Below are 18,196 nucleotides of genomic sequence, written 5' to 3' on the forward strand. Positions count from 1 at the left end.
ACTGGCGGCCGCGGCCGCCGGCCCGGCGGCACACCCGCCGAGATCGCAGAAGATGCCGCTTCGACCTGGGTCGGAGCGGCATCTTCTGCGATCTCGGCGAAGGGGCCGGGGGTCGGCCCGGCCTGCCGGGCCGGGCCGGGCGGGTCAGCGGCGGCGGAGCGCCTTGCGCACCACGCCCTTCGCGACGTTGTGGGGGCGCTGCATCTCGCCCTCCTTGGCACCGACCACGATGATCCAACCGCCGAAGATCGCCTGGAGCCACTGCAGGCGCTGGAGCTTCCGCTGCACGCGCGCGAGCTCGGGTGACGTGCCAGGCGCCGGCTCCGTGGCCCCGGCCGCCGGCTGCCCCTTGCGCGCGTCCGCCTCGACGAGCTTGCCGTAGCGGTTGCCGACGACGGCCGTCCACAGCGTCACACCCGCGCCGACCAGGGTCACGACGGCCTTGTAGGTGTTGATGCGGTGCATGCCGTGCTGGACCGCGCTCCGCGGCGCGTTGTGCGCGGTCACGTCGAGGTCGGCGAGCAGGTGCAGCACGACGGCGCCCGTCTGGATCGGTCCCCAGCGCCGCCACCCGATGGTGGTGAGACGGGTCCGTTCCTCCGGGTCCGTGGCGCGGGCCGCGGCACCGTTGAGCCCGATGGCACCCATGAGGGAGCCGCCGAACCACGCGGCCGCGGTCAGGTCGTGGATGGATCGTCCGGGGAGGTTGCCTGCCATGTCCCGGACGCTACGCGCGGACGGCGCAGGAACGCCCAGCCGCCGTACGTCGGCGCTCGGGTCAGACCCCCTCGAACACCAGCGTCATCTCGGCGAGGTCGTCCTCGGACGGGGTCCAGGCCGAACCGGCGTCGACGTTCTGGGCGATCTGCTCCGGCTTGGTCGCACCCGCGATGACGCTCGTGAGTCCGGGCTGGGCCAGCAGCCACGCGAACGTCGCCTGGAGCATGGTCACGCCCCTGGCCTCGCAGAAGCGCTGGTACTCCTCGATGACGTCCCACGGGGCGTCGTCGAGCAGCTGCGGCTTGATGTTCGTGATCCGGGCGTCCGCCGGGCCGCCGCCGCGTCGGGTGTACTTGCCGGTGAGCAGGCCGTTGGCGAGCGGGAAGTACGGCAGGAACCCGAGCGCGTACGCCCGCACCGCCGGCAGGACCTCGGCCTCGGCACCACGAGCGAGCGGGCTGTACTCGTTCTGGGCCGACACGAACGACGTGGTGCCGGCGATGGAGGCGGTGAGCTCGGCCTCGGCGATCTGCCACCCGGCGAAGTTCGAGTGCCCGATGTAGCGGATCTTGCCCTCGCGCACGAGGTCGTCGAGCACCGACAGGGTCTCCTCGATCGGCGTGATCGGGTCGGGGACGTGCATCTGGTACAGGTCGATCCAGTCCGTGCCGAGTCGACGCAGCGACGCCTCGACGGCGAGCCGGACGTACCGACGGGAGCCACGGACACCCCAGTCGGGCCCGTTCGCACCGCGCATGTCGCTGCCGAACTTCGTCGCGAGCACGACCTCGTCGCGACGACCGGCGAGGGACCTGCCCATCATCGACTCGCTCCGGCCGGGCTCGCCGCCGTAGATGTCCGCGGTGTCGAACAGGGTGACTCCGGCGTCGAGCGCAGCGTGGACGACGGCGTCCGTGCCCTCCTGCGTCTCGGTGGCGGTGCCTGGTCTGCCGAAGTTGTTGCAGCCGAGCCCGACGGTCGAGACGACCAGGCCGGAGGGACCGAGAGGACGGTGTTCGATGTCTGCCATGCCGCAGACGCTACCGGCGTCACCCGCACTGGGGCGTCCGGGAACGGGCGCTGCGCACTAGAACAGTAGGACGGACCATCGAGAGGGAGCACGCGTGGGCCAGCACCGCATGCCGGGCGCGACGCCGGACCAGGCGTCGACGCCGGACGTGCCGACCCCTCCGCCAGTGACCGGGACCCGCGGCCTCCCGGCGTGGGTGACCGCACCGCCGACGCCCGTGGCACCCGTCCCGGCTCCGCAGACCGCCGCGCCCGCCGAACCGGGCGTCACCCGGCCCGTCGCCGCGACTGATCGCCCCGCCGTGGCGACCGGACGCCCCGTGACGGAGGGTGCGACGACGCCCGTTCCCGCCGCACGCACGGTTCCTGCTGATCCGCTTCGTCGTCCGCGGACCGCGCGAGCCCCCCTGCCCCCCGCGCCGCTCTCCCCCACGGTCGACACCGGCGCGATCGAGGCGGCCCGCCGTCACGCGGCGTCCGGCACGGCGTCGCGGATCGCGGCGACCGTCCGTCCGGGCACCTCCGACCCGACCGCGCCGCCCGTACCCGACCTCGCGGCATCCCTCACCGCGACCGTTGCCGGGCACGGCTCCGCGACCGCATCGGAGGCGGACGCTCACGTCACGTCCCCGCTCCCCACCGGCGAGCCGCACGCCGGTCCCACCGGCCGGACCGCATCGGGTCGCGGCCCGGGCCAGGTCCCGGTCCCGGATCCCGGGAGGCCCGGCGTCGGCGTCGCGGGTGCCGTCCGCCCCGCCACGTCCGGGTTACCGATCGTGGCGACCCCGGGTGGACCGCGCCCCGTCACGCCGCAGCCGACGGAACGACGGACGACCGACGCCGCCGAAGGGCCCGTCGAACCCCGGCCGGGTCAGCCGCGGTTCTCGGTGCCCGGGCTCGAGTACCTCGTGGTCGGAGGCCCCGTCGACGAGGACCTGCCCCGACCCGTCGGGGCCCCCAGGCCCGTCCCGGGGACGCCGGTCGCACCGGCGTGGGCGACTCCGACGGGCGCTCCCGCACCGCAGGCCGCACCGATCCCGCCCGGGACGACGAGCCTCGTGACGCCGGACACCGTCGACCCCGCCGCTCCGGCGTCGCCGTTCCCGGCTCCGGCACCCCCGGCCCCGACCGCGCGGGACCGGCGTCGTGCCGCCGCTGCCGAGAAGCAGACCGCCGCCGCAGAGCGGGCAGCGCAGAAGCAGACCGCGGCCGCAGAGCGCGCAGCGCAGAAGCAGACCGCCGCCGCAGAGCGCGCCGCCCAGAAGCAGACCGCGACGGCAGAGCGCGCCGCCCAGAAGCAGACCGCCGCCGCACGCACCGCCCCGGAGCAGCCTGCTCCGGCCGTCGGCGCCGCCGAGCAGCCCGCGGCGACGGCCGCGCAGACGTCGGACCACCGGGGCAGCGAGGGCAACGACGAGCCGGTCGTGTTCGCTCGCTCCGTCGCCTCGGCCGTGTCCCTCGCCGGTCGACGTGGTCGATCCGGTCGCCGCGGCGCCCGGACCGAGCGAGCGCACGGCCTCCACCGCGCAGCCCCCGTCGGGAGCCGAGAACCGCACGGATCCGACGCCGGCGCGCCCCGCCGGGCCGGGGCCCGGACCGACGACCCGCGGCGGGTCTCCCGGACCGACGCGGCACGGGCCTCCCGGACCGACGGGCCGGACGGACGCCCGGCCGTCAGCCCCGGCACCGCCGCCGCGCTCGCGGTGGTCGCCGGCCTCGCGACGCTCGCGGTCGGTGCCTGGTTCCTGCTCGTCGCGGGTCAGGTGCACGTCGTGGCCCTCGTGCTCGGCGGCCTCGCGATCGGTCTGGCCGTGACGGTGCTGCGGGCACGGGCAGCTGCGTCGTGGACCCGTCTGCTCTCGCTCGTCGGACTCGTGTTCGGCATCGCTGGCAGCGCCGTGCTGCTCGCCGGCCTCGCGAGCGCGCTCGCGCCGACCCTCGGGCTGCACCTGCCGGACCTCGGCACGATGACCGGGACCGGCAGCGCGACGTCCGTCACCTGGTGACGCGGACCCGACCGGACGACCGGACCGCGCGGGTCAGACCGCGCGGATCACGCCGCGGCTGAGGATCGCGTTCGTCAACGCGTCGACCGGCCCGCGACCGGCGGCCGGGTTCGCCATGAGGACGTAGTCGACGGCCGGGAGGTCCGGCAACACCAGCCGCTGGGACACCTTGACGAGGTCGGCCGGGATGAGGGAGTGCGGGAACACCGCCACCCCGATGCCTGCTCGGACCGCCGCGAGCACGCCGTTGACGTCGCGCGTGTTGCACGTGATCCGCCACGTGCGGCCGACGGCCTCGAGCGCGTCGATGGCCATCTGGCGACTGATGCTCGGCGCCTGGTAGGCGATGAGCGGCACGGGTTCGTTCGGCTCGAGCGCGATGCCGTCCTGGGCCATCCACACCATCTGGTCGCTCGCGACGCGCGTGCCCTCGGCGGGCTGCCCGGCGGTCTGCTTGATGAACACGAGGTCGAGCTGACCGGCCTTGAGCCGCCGGAGCAGCGGACCCGACTGGTTGACCGTGAGCTCGAGGTTGATGTGCGGGTGGAGCCGCCGGAAGTCGCGGAGGATGCGGGGCAGCTGGGTGATCGCGAGGTCGTCGGCCGCCCCGAAGCGCAGGCGCCCGCGGTTCGCCTGGCCCGAGAAGTACGCATCGGCCTGCCCGTGTGCGGCGAGGATCGTGCGCGCGAAACCGGCCATGGCGTCGCCGTTGTCCGTGAGCGCCACGCCCCGTGTGTCCCGGACGAGGAGGGTCCGGGACACCGCGGTCTCGAGCTTCCGGACGTGCTGGCTGACGGTGGGTTGGCTGATGCCGAGTCGGCCCGCGGCCTGCGTGAAGCTCAGGGTCTCCGCGACCGTCAGGAACGTGCGGAGCAGGATCGGATCGAGCAACAGTTCCCCCGGTGGTCGCGGCGATGGTCATCACGGAACGCAATGGATTGATAGGGACGATAGCCCTCGGCAATGGGTCTCGGCGATTAGTTTCGAAGATGAACAGCATTCGCCACCGATCGCCGGAGCCCCAGAACCGTGAGCGCCCCCTCGTCCTCGTCCACCCTCTACCCGCCGACCGAGCCGCTCCCCGTCCTGGCGACCCGCCCGCCGTGGCGACACACCCTCATCGCCCTGTCGGTACCGAACTTCCGGCTCTTCACGGCGACGAACCTGGTCGCGATGACCGCCGGGTGGATGCAGCGCGTCGCGCAGGACTGGCTCGTGCTCCAGCTCACGCACTCCGTGGCGGACGTCGGGATCACCGTCGCGATGCAGTTCGCCCCGATGCTCCTGTTCGGCCTGTTCGGCGGCGTCATCGTGGACCGCTACTCGAAGCGTGCGCTGATGATGCTCACGCAGGCGTCGTTCGCGCTGCTCAGCGGCGTGCTGGCGGCGCTGACGCTCGCGGGGGTCGTGCAGGCCTGGCACATCTGGGTGATCGCGTTCGTCGTCGGGCTCGTCACCGTGATCGACAATCCGGCGCGGCAGGTGTTCGTCACCGAGATCGTCGGACAGGAGCACCTCCGGAACGCGATCAGCGTCAACTCGTCGGTGTTCCAGCTCGGCGGCATGATCGGCCCGGCGCTCTCCGGCATCCTGCTCGTCGCGGTCGGGGCGGGCTGGTCGTTCGGCATCAACGGCATCGCCTGCGCGGCGGTCGTGGTGACCCTGGGGTTCCTCCGCGTCTCCGAACTCCACCGGATGCCGGCCGTGCCGCCGTCGAAGGGGCAGCTGCAGGAGGGCCTCCGCTACGCCATCCGGAAGCCGACGATCATCGTGCCCGTGGTGCTCGTCGCGTTCTTCTCGGTGTTCGCGCTGACCATGCCGGTCCTCCTGTCCGCGTTCGCCTCGGACGTCTACCACGTCGGGGCCGGCGGCTACGGCGTGTTCAACTCGATGGTCGCGATCGGCGCGCTGACCGGCGCGCTCCTGTCGACGCGGCGTGCGGTGGTACGACTGCGGACCATCGTCGGCGGCGTCGGCATCACGGGGCTGCTCCTCGTCCTCGCCGGCGCCGCGCCGATGATCGCGCCGTTCGCGCTCATCCTCGTCGCGGTCGGGATGGCGCAGCTGCTGTTCCAGACGGCGTCGAACTCACTCGTCCAGATGTCGTCGAACATCGGGATCCGCGGCCGTGTGATGTCGCTGTACGTGCTCGTCCTGCTCGGCGGCCAGGCGATCGGCGGGCCGGTCATGGGGCAGATCGTCGACCGCTTCGGTGCGCACGTCGGCATGGTCGTCGCGGGTGGGGTGCCCGCGATCGCCGCCGCGGTCATCGCGGTCGTGCTCGCTCGACGGGGCGGCCTGCACCTGGAGGTCCGCCTGCGGCACCACCTGCCGCTCCCGGCCATCGTCGGCCAGCACTAGGGGGCCGACGGACGGGAGGGACGGGGCGGAGCCGCCCCGCCCCTCCCGTCCGTCGTGCACCCCGTCTGGAACCGCACCATCAGGGCGTTACTCTCTTCGGGGAAGCGGGCACCTCGCGGGTGCACGGCGAGGAGCGGGGACGATGACCACGACGGACGCACCACGGTACGAGGCGTACAGCCCGTACGCGCGGGACTGCCCCACCCGGCAACTGCTCGACCGCATCGGTGACCGGTGGACCGTCCTCACGCTCGGGGCGCTCGTCGACGGGCCACGGCGGTACTCCGCGATCGCGGGGCGGGTCGACGGCGTGTCGCAGAAGATGCTGACGCAGACGCTGCGGGCGCTCGAGCGGGACGGCCTCGTCACGCGCACGGTGTTCCCGGAGATCCCGCCGCACGTCGAGTACGCCCTGACCGATGCCGGGTGGTCGCTCCGGACCGTGCTCGCCGGGCTCGAGGACTGGGCGACTGGCCACATGGACGACGTCCTCGCGGCCCGCGCGGCGTACGACGAACGCTGACGGTCGACCCGGGGTCCACCGGAACACCCGGCGCGTCCGCGTGGTTGCCTGCCGGTATGCGATCGATCGTCTACACCCACACCGGTGACCCCTCCGTCCTCGAGCTCGTCGAGCGGGACGTCCCCGAGCCCGGCCCGGGCGAGGTCCGCGTCCGGGTGGTCCGTTCCGGCGTGAACCCGACCGACTGGAAGTCGCGGCGCGGCGGCACGGACGGGTCTCGGTTGCCGTTCCCCGAGGTCACCCCCAACCAGGACGGCGCGGGCGTGGTCGACGCCCTCGGCGACGGTGTCGACGGCCTGGTGGTCGGTGACCGTGTCTGGACCTTCCTCTCCGCGCAGCAGCGTCCGACGGGCACCGCGCAGGAGTACACCGTCCTGCCACGGGAGCGTGTCGCGGCGTTGCCCGACGGCGTCGACTGGGACGTGGCCGCGTCGCTCGGGGTCCCCGCACTGACCGCGCACCGCGCGCTCACCGTGCACGAGGACGGGCCGACACGTCTCGGTCACGGGGCGCTCGCGGGACGGACCGTGCTCGTCGCCGGTGGCGCGGGTGCCGTCGGGCACGCCGCCATCCAGCTCGCCGCCTGGTCCGGTGCCCGTGTCGTCTCGACGATCAGCAGCCCCGCGAAGGCAGCACTCGCGACCGCGGCCGGCGCCCACGCGACCGTCGACTACCACGACGACGACGCCGCGGACCAGGTCCGGGCGTTCGCGCCGGACGGCGTCGACATCGTGGTGGAGGTGGCCATCCCGCAGAACGCCGACCTCGACGCGCAGGTGCTCGCCACCCGCGGTGTCATCGCGATGTACGCGAACAACGGCGGCGACGAGGCCACGCTGCAGGTCCGGCCGAACATGGCCCTGAACGCGCGGTACCAGTTCGTCCTGCTCTACACGATGGGCGAGGTGGCGCTCCGCGCGGCGGTCGAGGACGTCACCGCGGCCCTGCGCGACGGGGCGCTGCCCGTCGGCGAGGAGCACGGCCTCCCGATCACGCGGTTCCCGCTCGAGCGGACGGCCGACGCGCACGACGCGGTCGAGCACGACGCGGTCGGCAAGGTGCTCATCGACGTCCAGCCCGAGTGAGGCGGGGCGCGGTCAGCCCTCCTCGGGGTCCGAGGACCCCGCCGCCTCCGGCGTCTCGGCCGTGCTCTCCGCCGGAGGCTCGGTCGGGTCCGCCGCGAGCGCCCGCTTCCGGCGCGTGACCTGCACGGCGATCGCGACCGGGACGGCCGCCAGGGCCAGGCCGCGCATCCACGGGCGGTCGAACACGTGCCCGGTCGCGTGGTCGAGGGAGACCGCTCCCGGCCCACCGAGCGCGAACATCGACGCGGCGAATCCCAGGAACGCGGGGAACTCGAACCCGCCGTCGGCGTTGAAGAACCCGTTCGGCACGTGGATGCTCGCCGCCGTGCCCATGGTCGTCGCCGCGCCGGCACCGGCCACGGGGGTCCCGAGCCCCAGCACGAGGGCCGCTCCCGACCCCGCCTCACCGAGCCCAGCGAGCACGGCGTGCGGTTTCGCCGGCCGGAAGCCCATCGCGTGCATGCCCTGCGCGGTGCCCTCGATGCCACCACCGCCGAACGCCCCGAAGAGCTTCTGCGAACCGTGCGCGACGAGCACCGCCCCGAGGGCGACGCGGAGCAGGGTCGTTGCGGTGGTCGCCGCCGTGGTTCCCGGATGACGCATGGAGTTCCTCCCTGGTGTCGACGGGCCCGCACCACGCGGGCCGGTGTCGCCGAACGTACTCACGCTCTCCGGCACGCGCCCGCCGGTCGACGCTCCGGACTCCCCGAGGACGATGCGGTAGGCAAGAGGGGTGACCGACCTGCCGGACCTGACCGACCGCCCACAGCACACCGCGATCGTCCTGGGTGGAGGTGGCGTCGCCGGCATCGCGTGGGAGCTCGGGCTCCTGAGCGGGCTGCTCGACGCCGGGATCCCGCTCGCCGACGCCGATCTCGTGGTCGGGACGAGCGCCGGCAGCGTCGTGGGCACCCTGCTCCGGACGGGTGGCGTCGCGGACGCCTACGGTCAGCAGGTCGATGACGTGCCGTGGGACTACGAGGAACCGGCCTCGCCCGACTGGGCCGCGATCGGCGCGCAGTACGTGGCCGCGCTCCAGGGCGCCACGGGCGACCAGGACGCTCGCGCCCGCATCGGTCGCCTCGCGCGCACCGTGACGTCGGGACAGAGCCAGGAGGAACGCATCGCCTCGTTCCGCGCGACGTTCCCCGCCGACACGTGGCCGGACGCGCCCCTCGGCATCACCACCGTCGACGCGACCGACGGGTCGTTCCGGGTGCTCACCGCCGCCGACGGCGTCCCGTTGACCCGCGCGATCGCGGCGAGCTGCTCCGTGCCCCTCGTGTGGTCCCCGGTGACCGTCGACGGCCGCCCGTACGTCGACGGCGGCGCCCGCTCGGGGACGAACGCGGACGCCGCGGCGGGGTACGAGCGCGTGCTCGTCATCGCCTGCCGTGCGGAGGACCCGAGCCCGACCGGTCCGTGGCTCGACCGCGCAGTGGCCGGTCTGCGGCACGACGGTTCGGCCGTCGAGGTGGTCGTCGCGGACGCCACGAGCCAGGCCGCCTACGGCGCGAACGTCCTGGCGCTGTCGACCCGGGCCCCCGCCGCGCACGCCGGTCGGGCGCAGGCAGCCGCCGTGGCCGCGCGCGTCCGCGACTTCTGGGTCGGCTGAGCGATCGGTCGGCTGGCGCTCGGTCGGATCGGCCGACTCCGAGGCCGTGTCGCCGCCCTCCGATAGCGTGGGTGGATGCCGAACGACGACGACGCCACACCGTTCTCCGACCTCGACGCCTTCGTGGCGCTCCCCCGTGTCGACGGCATCGCGCTGTCGCCGGACGGCACGCGCGTGGCGCTCACGGTGAGCACGCTCGACCACGACCGGACCGGGTACACCCGCTCGATCTGGTCCGTGCCGACGTCGGGCGAGGGCGTGCCGGTGCGGCTCACCCGCTCGGCGAAGGGCGAGGGCGGCGTCGCGTTCACCCGGAACGGCGACGTCCTGTTCGTCTCCGCCCGTCCGGACGCCGACGCCGCGAAGGACACCGAGGCCGGTCAGGTGTGGCTCCTGCCCGCCGCCGGCGGCGAGGCCCGGGCGGTCACGCGACTCGCCGGTGGTGCGGGCATCGCGGCGACCGCGCGGGAGGCCGACACCGTGGTCATCAGCGCGGGGCTGCTCCCGGGTGCGAACGACGCCGAGGGGCGCCTGCTCGAACGCGACGCCGAACTCCGCGCGGCCCGGAAGGAGCACGCCGTCGCGGCGATCCTGCACGAGACCCACCCGGTCCGCTTCTGGGACCACGACCTCGGACCCGACGAGCCGCACCTGTTGGCGCTCGACCTCGGCGACCTGCACGAGACGCTCGACGCTCCCGTCGCACCGGGCACCGCAGCCCCGGACGAGGTCGCGGTGGCCGATGCACCGGTCGCCGTCACCGCCGAGTACCCCGCGGACCTCCCGCGCCCGCGCGACCTCACGCCGTTCCCCGGGCGCTCCGCCGACACGGCCGGGCAGGCGCTGACACCGGACGGCCGCACGCTCGTGGCGGCCCTCACGGTGCACGAGCAGCGCGGTGTCCGGGCCGTGCTCGTCGCGATCGACACCGAGACCGGTGAGCGCACCACGCTGTTCGACGAGCCGGACGTGTTCCACGAGATGCCGGCCGTCAGCCACGACGGCACGACGATCGCTTGGGTGCGCGCCCCGCGGGACACCCCGGCCGGGCCCGCCGACCGTGAGATCTGGGTGGCGGACCTCGACGGCGGCCACGCCCGACGCATCGCGACGGAGTGGGACCGCTGGGCGAACGAGTTCGTGTTCGACGCCGACGACCGCGCCCTCATCGCCACCGCGGACCAGGACGGCCGCGCGCCGGTGTTCCGGATCCCGCTCGACGGGAGCGCCGTCGAACAGCGCACCACGGACGAGCACGCGTACAGCGGGGTGGCAGTGGACCGGGCGACTGGCGTCGTCGTCGCGCTCCGGTCCTCCTGGGCGGCGCCGCTGCACCCGGTCCGGATCGACCCCGACGGCACCGTGACCGCCCTGCCGACCCCCGCGCCGCTGCCCGCGGTGCCGGGCCGCGTCGAGGAGGTCGAGACGACGACCGCGGACGGGACGCGCGTGCGCGGCTGGCTCGTCCTGCCGACGGGCGCGTCGGCCGACGCGCCCGCGCCGTTCCTGCTGTGGATCCACGGTGGACCGCTCAGCAGCTGGAACGCCTGGAGCTGGCGGTGGAGTCCGATGGTCGCCGCGGCGCGGGGCTACGCGGTCCTGCTGCCCGACCCGGCACTGTCCACCGGGTACGGCCTCGAGTTCATCGCGCGCGGCTGGAACGCCTGGGGGCAGGCGCCCTACACCGACCTCCTCGCCATCACCGACGCCGTCGTGGCGCGGCCCGACGTCGACGAGACCCGGACCGCGGCCATGGGTGGCTCCTTCGGCGGCTACATGGCGAACTGGGCCGCCGGGCACACCGACCGCTTCGACGCGATCGTCACGCACGCGAGTCTCTGGGCGCTCGACCAGTTCGCCGGCACCACCGACGCGTCGTACTACTGGCAGTCCATCTTCACGGCCGAGGGCATGGCCGAGAACGACCCGCACCGGTCCGTGGACGCGATCACGACACCGATGCTCGTGATCCACGGCGACAAGGACTACCGCGTGCCGATCGGCGAGGGGCTGCGGCTCTGGTCGGAGCTGGCCGAGCACCACGCCGACCCCGACGGCACCATGCCGCACCGGTTCCTGTACTTCCCGAACGAGAACCACTGGATCCTCACGCCGCAGCACGCGAAGGTCTGGTACGAGACGGTGTTCGCGTTCCTCGCCCAGCACGTGCTCGGCGAGGCCTGGGAGCGGCCGGAACTGCTCGGGTGAGGACGCCGGGCGGCAGCGGTCACACGAATGCGGCGTGCCCCGTGATCGCACGTCCCACGATGAGCGTGTTCATCTCGCGGGTGCCTTCGTACGAGTAGATCGCCTCGGCGTCGGCGAAGGACCGCGCGACGCCCGCGCCCAGGACGATGCCGTTGCCGCCGAGGACCTCACGACACCAGCCGACGGTCTCGCGCATCCGCGCCGTCGCGAACGCCTTGGCCAGCGCGGAGAACTCGTCGCGGTGATCGCCGCGGTCCTGCAGCGCCGACGCCTGGGTGCACAGCGCGATCGACGCCGTGATGTTGCCGACCGAGCGGACCAGGAGGTCCTGCACCAGCTGGTGCCGGGCGATCGGCTTGCCGAACTGCTCGCGCTCCCGCGCGTACCGGAGGGCGGCCTCGTACGCACCGACGGCGATGCCGATCGCCTGCCACGCGACCTCGCACCGGGTGAGCCGGAGCACCGCCGCGGTGTCCCGGAACGACCGGGCACGCTGCAGCCGCCGCTCCTCGGGGACACGCACGTCGCGGAGCACGATGTCGGCGTTCTGCACCGTCCGGAGCGAGATCTTGTCCTCGATCTTCGTGGCGGTGAACCCCGGCGAGTCCGTGGTCACGAGGAATCCCTTGACCTGCCCGTCGGCCACGTCCTTGGCCCAGATCACGACGACGTCGGCGAACGTCGCGTTGCCGATCCAACGCTTCTCGCCGTCGAGGACCCAGGTGTCGCCCTCGCGTCGGGCCGTGGTGCGGAGACCGCGGGCCGAGTCCGACCCCGAGCGCGGTTCCGTCAGGCCGAACGCACCGACGAGTTCGCCGGTGGCCATGCGCGGCAGCCACGCGCGCTGCTGGTCCTCGCTGCCCGCGACGGCGATGGCGTTCATGGCGAGGCCGGACTGCACGCCGACGAAGGTCGCCATGCCCGCGTCGACCCGGCCCATCTCGAGGGCCGCCCACCCCCGGTACACCGCCGAGTTCTCGAACCGGGCGACGAGCGGGATCCCGGATCCGAGTACCCCGGTCTCGGCGAGCGGCCGGATGAGGTGCGTCGGGAACTCCGCGTCCGCCCACGTGCGGTCGGCGATCGGCGCGACCCGGTCCTCCATGAACGCGCGGAGCGCCAGGACGCGTTCGCGCTCGACGTCGGTCAGGTCGTCCTGGAAGCGGTAGAAGTCGGCCTCGAGGTGGGCCCGCTGCACGCGCTCGGTCGTGTCGAGCGATGCAGCGGCGGCGGGGGTCGTCGTTGACATGACCCCCATGGTGCATCGTTCTGGGGAACGTTGCAACACGCGTAGGCTCCGGTGGTGGACGGTATGCGGGAGGCGCGGCTCGGCCAGCACGGCACGGCGCTCGTCCCGAGCACCCTCTCCGCCCGTCTGGAGGCCCATCCCGACGCCCTCCGCGCGTTCCGTTCCGCGCGACACCGGTTCGTGGACGGCGAGCGGATCGACATGGGCCGCCTGGCCGCCGAGCTCGGCGTCGACCGCACGAGCCTGTTCCGCTGGGTCGGCAACCGGGACCAGCTGCTGTCCGAGGTGCTGTGGTCCCTGGCCGTGCCGACGCTCGACGCGGCCGACCGCGCCGTGACCACCACCGGTGCCGCCCGGATCGTCGGCGTGCTGACCCGGTTCACGGCCGACCTCATCGAGGCGCCGTACTTCCGCGTGTTCCTGACGCGGGAGCCCTCGCGCGCGCTGCGACTGCTCACGACCACGGACAGTGACGTGCAGCGCCGGCTCGTCGCGGTCGTCACCACCCTGATCGACGAGGAATCGGCCGCGGCGCGCTTCGATCCCGCGCCACTGTCGGCACGCGAGGTGGCATCGCTGCTCGTCCGGATCTCGGAGTCGTTCTCGTACGCCGACCTCATCTCGGGCGAGCCGCCGGACGCCGACCGGGCTCGCGCCGCCTTCGAGTACGTCCTCCGTCCGTCCGCGCCGGCCACCCCGCCCCCGTCCGAACCGACCGCCGGATAGCGTGGCGACCATGCCCACGCTCCTGCACCTCGACTCGTCCGCCGACCTCGCCGCGTCGCGGTCCCGTGCTCTCACCGCGGTGTTCGCGGACGCCTGGCGGGCTCGTGGTGCCGACCACACCGTCACGTACCGGGACCTGCACGTGCACCCGCTCCCCCACCTCGAGGCATCGGCGTTGCACTGGCCGGCCGCGGAACGCCGGCCCGGCGCGGACGTCCCCGCCGGATCGCAGGAGCTCCTGCAGTCCGTCGTCGACGAGCTGCTCGCCGCGGACGTCCTGCTCGTCGGGGCGCCGCTGTACAACTACTCGCTGCCGTCGACCCTGAAGACCTGGATCGACCGGGTGCACCTGCCCGGGGTGCTCGTGCCGGACGCCGGGTCGACCGGCCCGCTCGCCGGGCGTCCCGCCGTGGTGGTCGTCACCCGCGGTGGCGCCTACGACGCGGGGACCCCGACCGAGGGCTGGGACCACGGAACGCCCGTGCTCGAGCTGATCCTCGGGACCGCACTCGGCATGGACGTCCACACCGTGACCGCGAGCACGACCCTCGCCGAGACCGTCCCCGCGCTCGCGCCGTACCGGGAGCGTGCCCGCGCCGAGTTCGCGGACGCCGAGCGCGAGCTCGCCCGACTCGGGTCGACGCTGGCCTGAGGTCGGACCTCAGGATCCGCCTCGCTGCACCGAGGGCCGGCGTCAGGAGTCGCCGTCGCTCGAGCCGGAGCCGGAGTCGGAGCCGGCACCCGGTCGCGTGGTGCAGCCGGCCGAGCTGGCGGCGGAGACGGTGATGGTCGTCGCGGCGATCGACGAGCCGGATGACGACGAGGACGAGGACGAGGCCGAGGCCTGCACGCACTCACCGACGGCGAACGCCGACGACGTCGCCGACGCCGTCCTCATGTAGGTCGTGTCCGCGTCGACCGAGAACGTCGACGTCGATGATGCACCGGACGCGCCCGTCGTCCGGACGGTGATCGTCGACCCCGAGACCTTCGTGACGAGGCCCGAGACCGCACCGCCCATACCGGAACCGCCGGATCCCCCGCCTGGTCCGCCCGCTCCTCCCGGTCCCCCGGTCGGCGCGCCGCTCGGGGCAGTTGCGTCCGTTGAGCCCGCCCCGGTACCACCCGGGGCGGAACCACCCGGTGCACCGCCGGGGGCAGTGCCGGTCGTGCAGGCACCGTCGACCGCGGTCGAGACCGTGACCGTCGACGCGGTCGCGGTGTCGGAGGAGGTGCCCGAGCCCGACGAGCCCGACGCCGGCATCGATGACGCGCTCACGCAGACGCCCTTGCTGACGTCGGACAGCGACGCATCGACGAGCTGTTCGATCGTGGTCGAGGACGAGTAGGTCAGGGTCGTCGTGTCGGATGTGTCCGACGTCGTCGTGACCGCGAGCGTTCCCGAGCCGACCGAGGCGATCGTCCCGCGGACCATCCCGCCGATGCCCCGGCCGGCGACGCTCGTGCCACCCGCGGTCGACGCCCCCGTGGCGGTCTGGTCGGTGCCGTTCGATGACGAACAGGCCGTCAGGGCAGCCACGAGGGCGAGCACGCCGACCGAGGCCGATGCTCGGAGGAGGAGGGGTCGGCGCGATGCGCGGGAGACGGTGGTGGTGCGGTCGGTGGCGGTGCGGTCGGTGGCGGCGCTGATCGCGGGGCGGCTCGAGCCGGCTGACGTGGTCGTCATGATGCCTGGTCCTGGTTGTGGCGGTCGGATGTTCGAGATGTGGGAGCGCCCCTGAGGAGCGGACGTCGTCAGGGCCGCACCTGCTGGAACGGGACGGACGAGGTGGCGGCTGGCGCGGATTCGTCGCCGACGGCCCTCATCGGACGTGTGGCGACGTCGGACGCGGGGCGCTCGACTCCATCGGCGGGTTGTCGGCGCCGCCCTCGGAACACCCAGAGCTTGAACAGCACGAACCGCATCCCGGTCGCGACGAGGTTCGCGACCGTCAGGACGACGACCTCGGTCCCGCTTCCGGCATGCGGGGCCGTCGCGTGGAGTCCGGCCAGCGACCCGGCGGTGATGAGCCAGGCGACGCCGAACACGACGAGCCCCTGTACCTGGTGTCGCCCGGCACCCGCCGCTCCCCGGACGCCGAACGTGAACCGGCGGTTCACAGTCGTGTTGCCGATCGCGGTGACCATCAGCGCCACGAAATCGGCGACCTGAGCGCCGAGCGCCGGCTGCAGGACGACGTAGAGCAGGGCGAATGCGAGGGTCGAGGCCACGCCCACCGCGCCGAACCGGAGCACCTGCGCGAACAAGCCGATCGTCGGGGTCGTGAACGGATGGCGCCCGACGGCGTCGTACACCTCGGCGAGCGGCAATCGCCTACGAGCGAGATCCCGGCCGACGCGGAGCATTCCACGGAGGTCCTCCCGCGCGGTCGCGGTGATGTCCACCGACGAGTTGACGTCGTCCACCCAGTCCACGGGGACCTCGTGGATCCGCAGTCTCGCGTGCTCGGCGAGGACGAGGAGTTCGGTGTCGAAGAACCAGGCGTCGTCACGGACGAGGGGCAGCAGACGCGCAGCGACGTCGCGGCGGATCGCCTTGAAGCCGCACTGGGCATCGGAGAACGACACCCCCATGGCGGTCCGGAGCAACGCGTTGTACGAGCGCGAGATGAACTCCCGCTTGCCGCCCCGGACGACCCGCGACGACCCGACCAAGCGAGTTCCGATGGCGAGGTCCGAGTGGCCCGACAGCAGTGGCGCGACGAGTGGGCCGAGCGCCGCCAGGTCGGTGGAGAGATCCTCGTCGACGTAGACGAGGACCTCGGCCGGTGAAGCGGACCACACCGCTTTGAGCGCGCGCCCGCGGCCCTTGAGCGGCAGGTGCACGGCGACGACCCGCGGCAGGATCGCGGCGAGGTCGTCCGCGATCCGGGCGGTGTCGTCCGTCGAGGCGTTGTCCGCGATGGTGATCCGCCACGTCCGTCCCGGCCCGGCCACGAGTGGTTCAGCGCTGAGGAAGCTGTGGAGCCGCCGGATGTGCGCGGCGAGGGTGCCCTGCTCGTTGTAGCAGGGCACCACGATGTCGATGTCGATGGTGTCCGTCGGTGCGCTCATGCCAGACAGCGTGCGGAGCGGGGATGGAGGAAGCGCTTCCGGGGCCTGTGGTCGCCGTAAGAACGACCGAGGCGTCGCCGAGGAGGTCGGCGCGACCTCAGCTGGCGGCGACGTCGAGCGGCAGCGACACGACGAACTCCGTCCGGGTCGGGCCACTCGTCACCGAGACCGAACCGCCGTGCGCGAGGGCAACGGCCTGCACGATCGACAGACCGAGCCCCGTCGTGCCCGTCGACCGCGACCGCGAGGCGTCACCCCGGCTGAACCGGTCGAACAGCGTCGGCAGGGACGCCGCTGAGATCGGAGGACCGTCGTTCGCGACGGCGAGCCGAGCGCGGGCACCGGCTCCGTCACGCTCGTCCCGGTGCACCGAGACCGCGACGTGCGTCCCCGCTGGCGTGTGGATCCGCGCGTTGGCGAGGAGGTTGACGACCACCCGACGCAGCTGGACCGGGTCGCCGATGACCACCACCGGCTCGTCGTGGAGGTCGAGCGCCCATCGGTGCTCCGGCCCGGCCGCACGGGCGTCCATCGTCGTCTCGACGGCGAGTGCGGACAGGTCGACGGGCTCCCGGACGGGCGGCACGGTCGAGTCGAGCCGAGCGAGCAGCAAGAGCTCCTCGACGAGGTCACCCATGCGCACCGCCTCGGCTCGGATCCGCTCGGTGTTCCGGTGCACCGCGGGCGACACGGGTTCAGATCCCGTCAGCTCCGCGTACGCCCGGATGGTCGCGAGCGGCGTCCGTAGCTCGTGGGAGGCGTCCGCCACGAACGCGCGCACGCGGGTCTCGGCGCGATCCCGCACGGCGAGGGCCTCCGACACGTGCCCGAGCAGGCTGTTCAGCGCCGTGCCGACCTGGCGGACCTCGCGACTGACGCCGATGTCCTCGTCGGAGACCCGGATGGGGATGCCCTCGTCGCCGCGGTCGAGATCGAGGGCGGTGACGGCCGAAGCGGTGGCGGCGACTCGCGAGAGCGGACGCATCGCGCGACGCACGAGCATCGCCCCGGCCCAGGCAGCGACCACGACCCCGAGCACCGCGACGATCGCGATGACCAGGACGAGCCGCGCGATCGCCGCCGTGATGCCGCCCACGGGGAGCGCCGTGATGAACACCGCGCCGTCCGACCTGGTGGCGAGCACTCGGTAGGCACCGAGGGAGCCGAGCTCGCGCGTGACCGGGTCGCCGTCACGCGGCACCCGAGCGAGCGCCGCCTTCGCAGCGGTGCCGAGACGGTGCTGCTCACCCTTCGCGTCGGTGTACCCGGCGAGGACGAACGCTCCCTTCCGGGAGACGGCGACGACCGTGTCCGCGGACTGGCCGGGTGCGCCGATGAAGTCGTGGTCTGGGTCGGTGCCGGTGACGCCCGGGGGCGGGTTGCGCCCGTCCGGCGGCGGCGACGGGAGGTCGCTCTGCGCGTCGAGCGCGCGCTGTGACGCGGTCGTCAGGTCGTCGTCCAGGCGCCCGAACAGGTACCCACGGAACGCCACGACGGTCACGACGCCGACGACGACGTTCGTGACCGTCAGGAGCAGCGCCACGATGAGGACGATCCGCCACCGCAGCGAGCGCGTCCGGTCCTTCCGCGGACTCCCGG

Annotated in this window: 16 protein-coding genes; 8 read left to right on the forward strand and 8 right to left on the reverse strand. The window is 73.5% G+C overall.

Translation table 11 applies throughout. The features are described from left to right. Positions 1-144: 144 nt before the first annotated feature. Positions 145-717 carry a hypothetical protein gene (locus tag DEI92_RS05560; protein ID WP_111012650.1) on the reverse strand — a complete coding sequence of 191 codons (573 nt, stop codon included), beginning with the start codon at positions 715-717 and terminating at the stop codon, positions 145-147. A gap of 61 nt (positions 718-778) precedes the next feature. After that, positions 779-1,750: an aldo/keto reductase gene (locus DEI92_RS05565; protein WP_111012651.1), complete on the reverse strand. Its 972-nt coding sequence runs from the start codon at positions 1,748-1,750 to the stop codon at positions 779-781. Between the two features lie 775 nt (positions 1,751-2,525). Here DEI92_RS05565 and DEI92_RS16285 point away from each other — a divergent pair. After that, complete coding sequence (locus DEI92_RS16285) at positions 2,526-3,755, forward strand: hypothetical protein (protein WP_146249104.1); 1,230 nt, start codon at positions 2,526-2,528, stop codon at positions 3,753-3,755. Positions 3,756-3,788: 33 nt separating this feature from the next. On the opposite strand, the gene DEI92_RS05575 is transcribed toward DEI92_RS16285, so the two are convergent. Beyond that, on the reverse strand, positions 3,789-4,646 hold the full coding sequence (locus DEI92_RS05575; protein ID WP_111008596.1) for a LysR family transcriptional regulator: 858 nt from the start codon (positions 4,644-4,646) through the stop codon (positions 3,789-3,791). Positions 4,647-4,784: 138 nt separating this feature from the next. Here DEI92_RS05575 and DEI92_RS05580 point away from each other — a divergent pair, with 138 nt between their 5' ends. The 3 genes from DEI92_RS05580 to DEI92_RS05590 all read left to right on the forward strand — a co-directional run bounded on the left by DEI92_RS05580 (position 4,785) and on the right by DEI92_RS05590 (position 7,724). Continuing rightward, on the forward strand, positions 4,785-6,116 hold the full coding sequence (locus DEI92_RS05580) for an MFS transporter (RefSeq protein ID WP_111008595.1): 1,332 nt from the start codon (positions 4,785-4,787) through the stop codon (positions 6,114-6,116). Positions 6,117-6,258: 142 nt separating this feature from the next. Continuing rightward, positions 6,259-6,639: a helix-turn-helix domain-containing protein gene (locus DEI92_RS05585; RefSeq protein ID WP_111012653.1), complete on the forward strand. Its 381-nt coding sequence runs from the start codon at positions 6,259-6,261 to the stop codon at positions 6,637-6,639. Positions 6,640-6,695: 56 nt separating this feature from the next. After that, positions 6,696-7,724 carry an NADPH:quinone reductase gene (locus DEI92_RS05590; RefSeq protein ID WP_111012654.1) on the forward strand — a complete coding sequence of 343 codons (1,029 nt, stop codon included), beginning with the start codon at positions 6,696-6,698 and terminating at the stop codon, positions 7,722-7,724. 12 nt (positions 7,725-7,736) lie between these two features. Here DEI92_RS05590 and DEI92_RS05595 read toward each other — a convergent pair whose 3' ends face one another. Beyond that, entirely contained in the window at positions 7,737-8,327 is a 591-nt protein-coding gene (locus DEI92_RS05595) for a DoxX family protein (RefSeq protein ID WP_111012655.1), read from the reverse strand. Between the two features lie 130 nt (positions 8,328-8,457). Here DEI92_RS05595 and DEI92_RS05600 point away from each other — a divergent pair, with 130 nt between their 5' ends. Together DEI92_RS05600 and DEI92_RS05605 are read left to right on the forward strand one after the other, a co-directional pair. Then, positions 8,458-9,339, forward strand: a complete 882-nt coding sequence (locus DEI92_RS05600) for a patatin-like phospholipase family protein (protein WP_258370080.1) — start codon at positions 8,458-8,460, stop codon at positions 9,337-9,339. 75 nt (positions 9,340-9,414) lie between these two features. Next, positions 9,415-11,547, forward strand: a complete 2,133-nt coding sequence (locus tag DEI92_RS05605; protein ID WP_111012656.1) for a prolyl oligopeptidase family serine peptidase — start codon at positions 9,415-9,417, stop codon at positions 11,545-11,547. A 19-nt stretch (positions 11,548-11,566) separates the two neighbouring features. Here the strand turns inward: DEI92_RS05605 and DEI92_RS05610 are convergent, their stop codons facing one another. After that, a complete protein-coding gene (locus DEI92_RS05610) occupies positions 11,567-12,796 on the reverse strand; it encodes an acyl-CoA dehydrogenase family protein (protein ID WP_111012867.1) in 1,230 nt (409 codons plus the stop codon). Between the two features lie 63 nt (positions 12,797-12,859). On the opposite strand from DEI92_RS05610, the gene DEI92_RS05615 reads away from it, so the two are divergent. Continuing rightward, a complete protein-coding gene (locus tag DEI92_RS05615; protein WP_181434710.1) occupies positions 12,860-13,522 on the forward strand; it encodes a QsdR family transcriptional regulator in 663 nt (220 codons plus the stop codon). Between the two features lie 10 nt (positions 13,523-13,532). Then, entirely contained in the window at positions 13,533-14,174 is a 642-nt protein-coding gene (locus tag DEI92_RS05620) for an FMN-dependent NADH-azoreductase (protein ID WP_111012869.1), read from the forward strand. A gap of 42 nt (positions 14,175-14,216) precedes the next feature. On the opposite strand, the gene DEI92_RS16465 is transcribed toward DEI92_RS05620, so the two are convergent. The 3 genes from DEI92_RS16465 to DEI92_RS05640 form a co-directional block, all read right to left on the reverse strand. Next, a complete protein-coding gene (locus tag DEI92_RS16465) occupies positions 14,217-15,209 on the reverse strand; it encodes a hypothetical protein (protein ID WP_181434658.1) in 993 nt (330 codons plus the stop codon). Between the two features lie 68 nt (positions 15,210-15,277). Then, complete coding sequence (locus DEI92_RS05635) at positions 15,278-16,597, reverse strand: bifunctional glycosyltransferase family 2/GtrA family protein (RefSeq protein WP_111012659.1); 1,320 nt, start codon at positions 16,595-16,597, stop codon at positions 15,278-15,280. Between the two features lie 97 nt (positions 16,598-16,694). Next, complete coding sequence (locus DEI92_RS05640) at positions 16,695-18,140, reverse strand: cell wall metabolism sensor histidine kinase WalK (protein ID WP_181434660.1); 1,446 nt, start codon at positions 18,138-18,140, stop codon at positions 16,695-16,697. Positions 18,141-18,196 lie beyond the last annotated feature (56 nt).

The sequence above is a fragment of the Curtobacterium sp. MCBD17_034 genome (assembly GCF_003234515.1).
GTDB lineage: Bacteria > Actinomycetota > Actinomycetes > Actinomycetales > Microbacteriaceae > Curtobacterium.

Coding starts and splice junctions, on each gene's coding strand:
- DEI92_RS05560 (WP_111012650.1), bottom strand. CDS start 717: ATGGCAGGCAACCTCCCCGGACGATCCATCCACGACCTGACCGCGGCC.
- DEI92_RS16465 (WP_181434658.1), bottom strand. CDS start 15,209: ATGACGACCACGTCAGCCGGCTCGAGCCGCCCCGCGATCAGCGCCGCC.
- DEI92_RS05605 (WP_111012656.1), top strand. CDS start 9,415: ATGCCGAACGACGACGACGCCACACCGTTCTCCGACCTCGACGCCTTC.
- DEI92_RS05635 (WP_111012659.1), bottom strand. CDS start 16,597: ATGAGCGCACCGACGGACACCATCGACATCGACATCGTGGTGCCCTGC.
- DEI92_RS05595 (WP_111012655.1), bottom strand. CDS start 8,327: ATGCGTCATCCGGGAACCACGGCGGCGACCACCGCAACGACCCTGCTC.
- DEI92_RS05615 (WP_181434710.1), top strand. CDS start 12,860: ATGCGGGAGGCGCGGCTCGGCCAGCACGGCACGGCGCTCGTCCCGAGC.
- DEI92_RS05565 (WP_111012651.1), bottom strand. CDS start 1,750: ATGGCAGACATCGAACACCGTCCTCTCGGTCCCTCCGGCCTGGTCGTC.
- DEI92_RS05590 (WP_111012654.1), top strand. CDS start 6,696: ATGCGATCGATCGTCTACACCCACACCGGTGACCCCTCCGTCCTCGAG.
- DEI92_RS05585 (WP_111012653.1), top strand. CDS start 6,259: ATGACCACGACGGACGCACCACGGTACGAGGCGTACAGCCCGTACGCG.
- DEI92_RS05610 (WP_111012867.1), bottom strand. CDS start 12,796: ATGTCAACGACGACCCCCGCCGCCGCTGCATCGCTCGACACGACCGAG.
- DEI92_RS05620 (WP_111012869.1), top strand. CDS start 13,533: ATGCCCACGCTCCTGCACCTCGACTCGTCCGCCGACCTCGCCGCGTCG.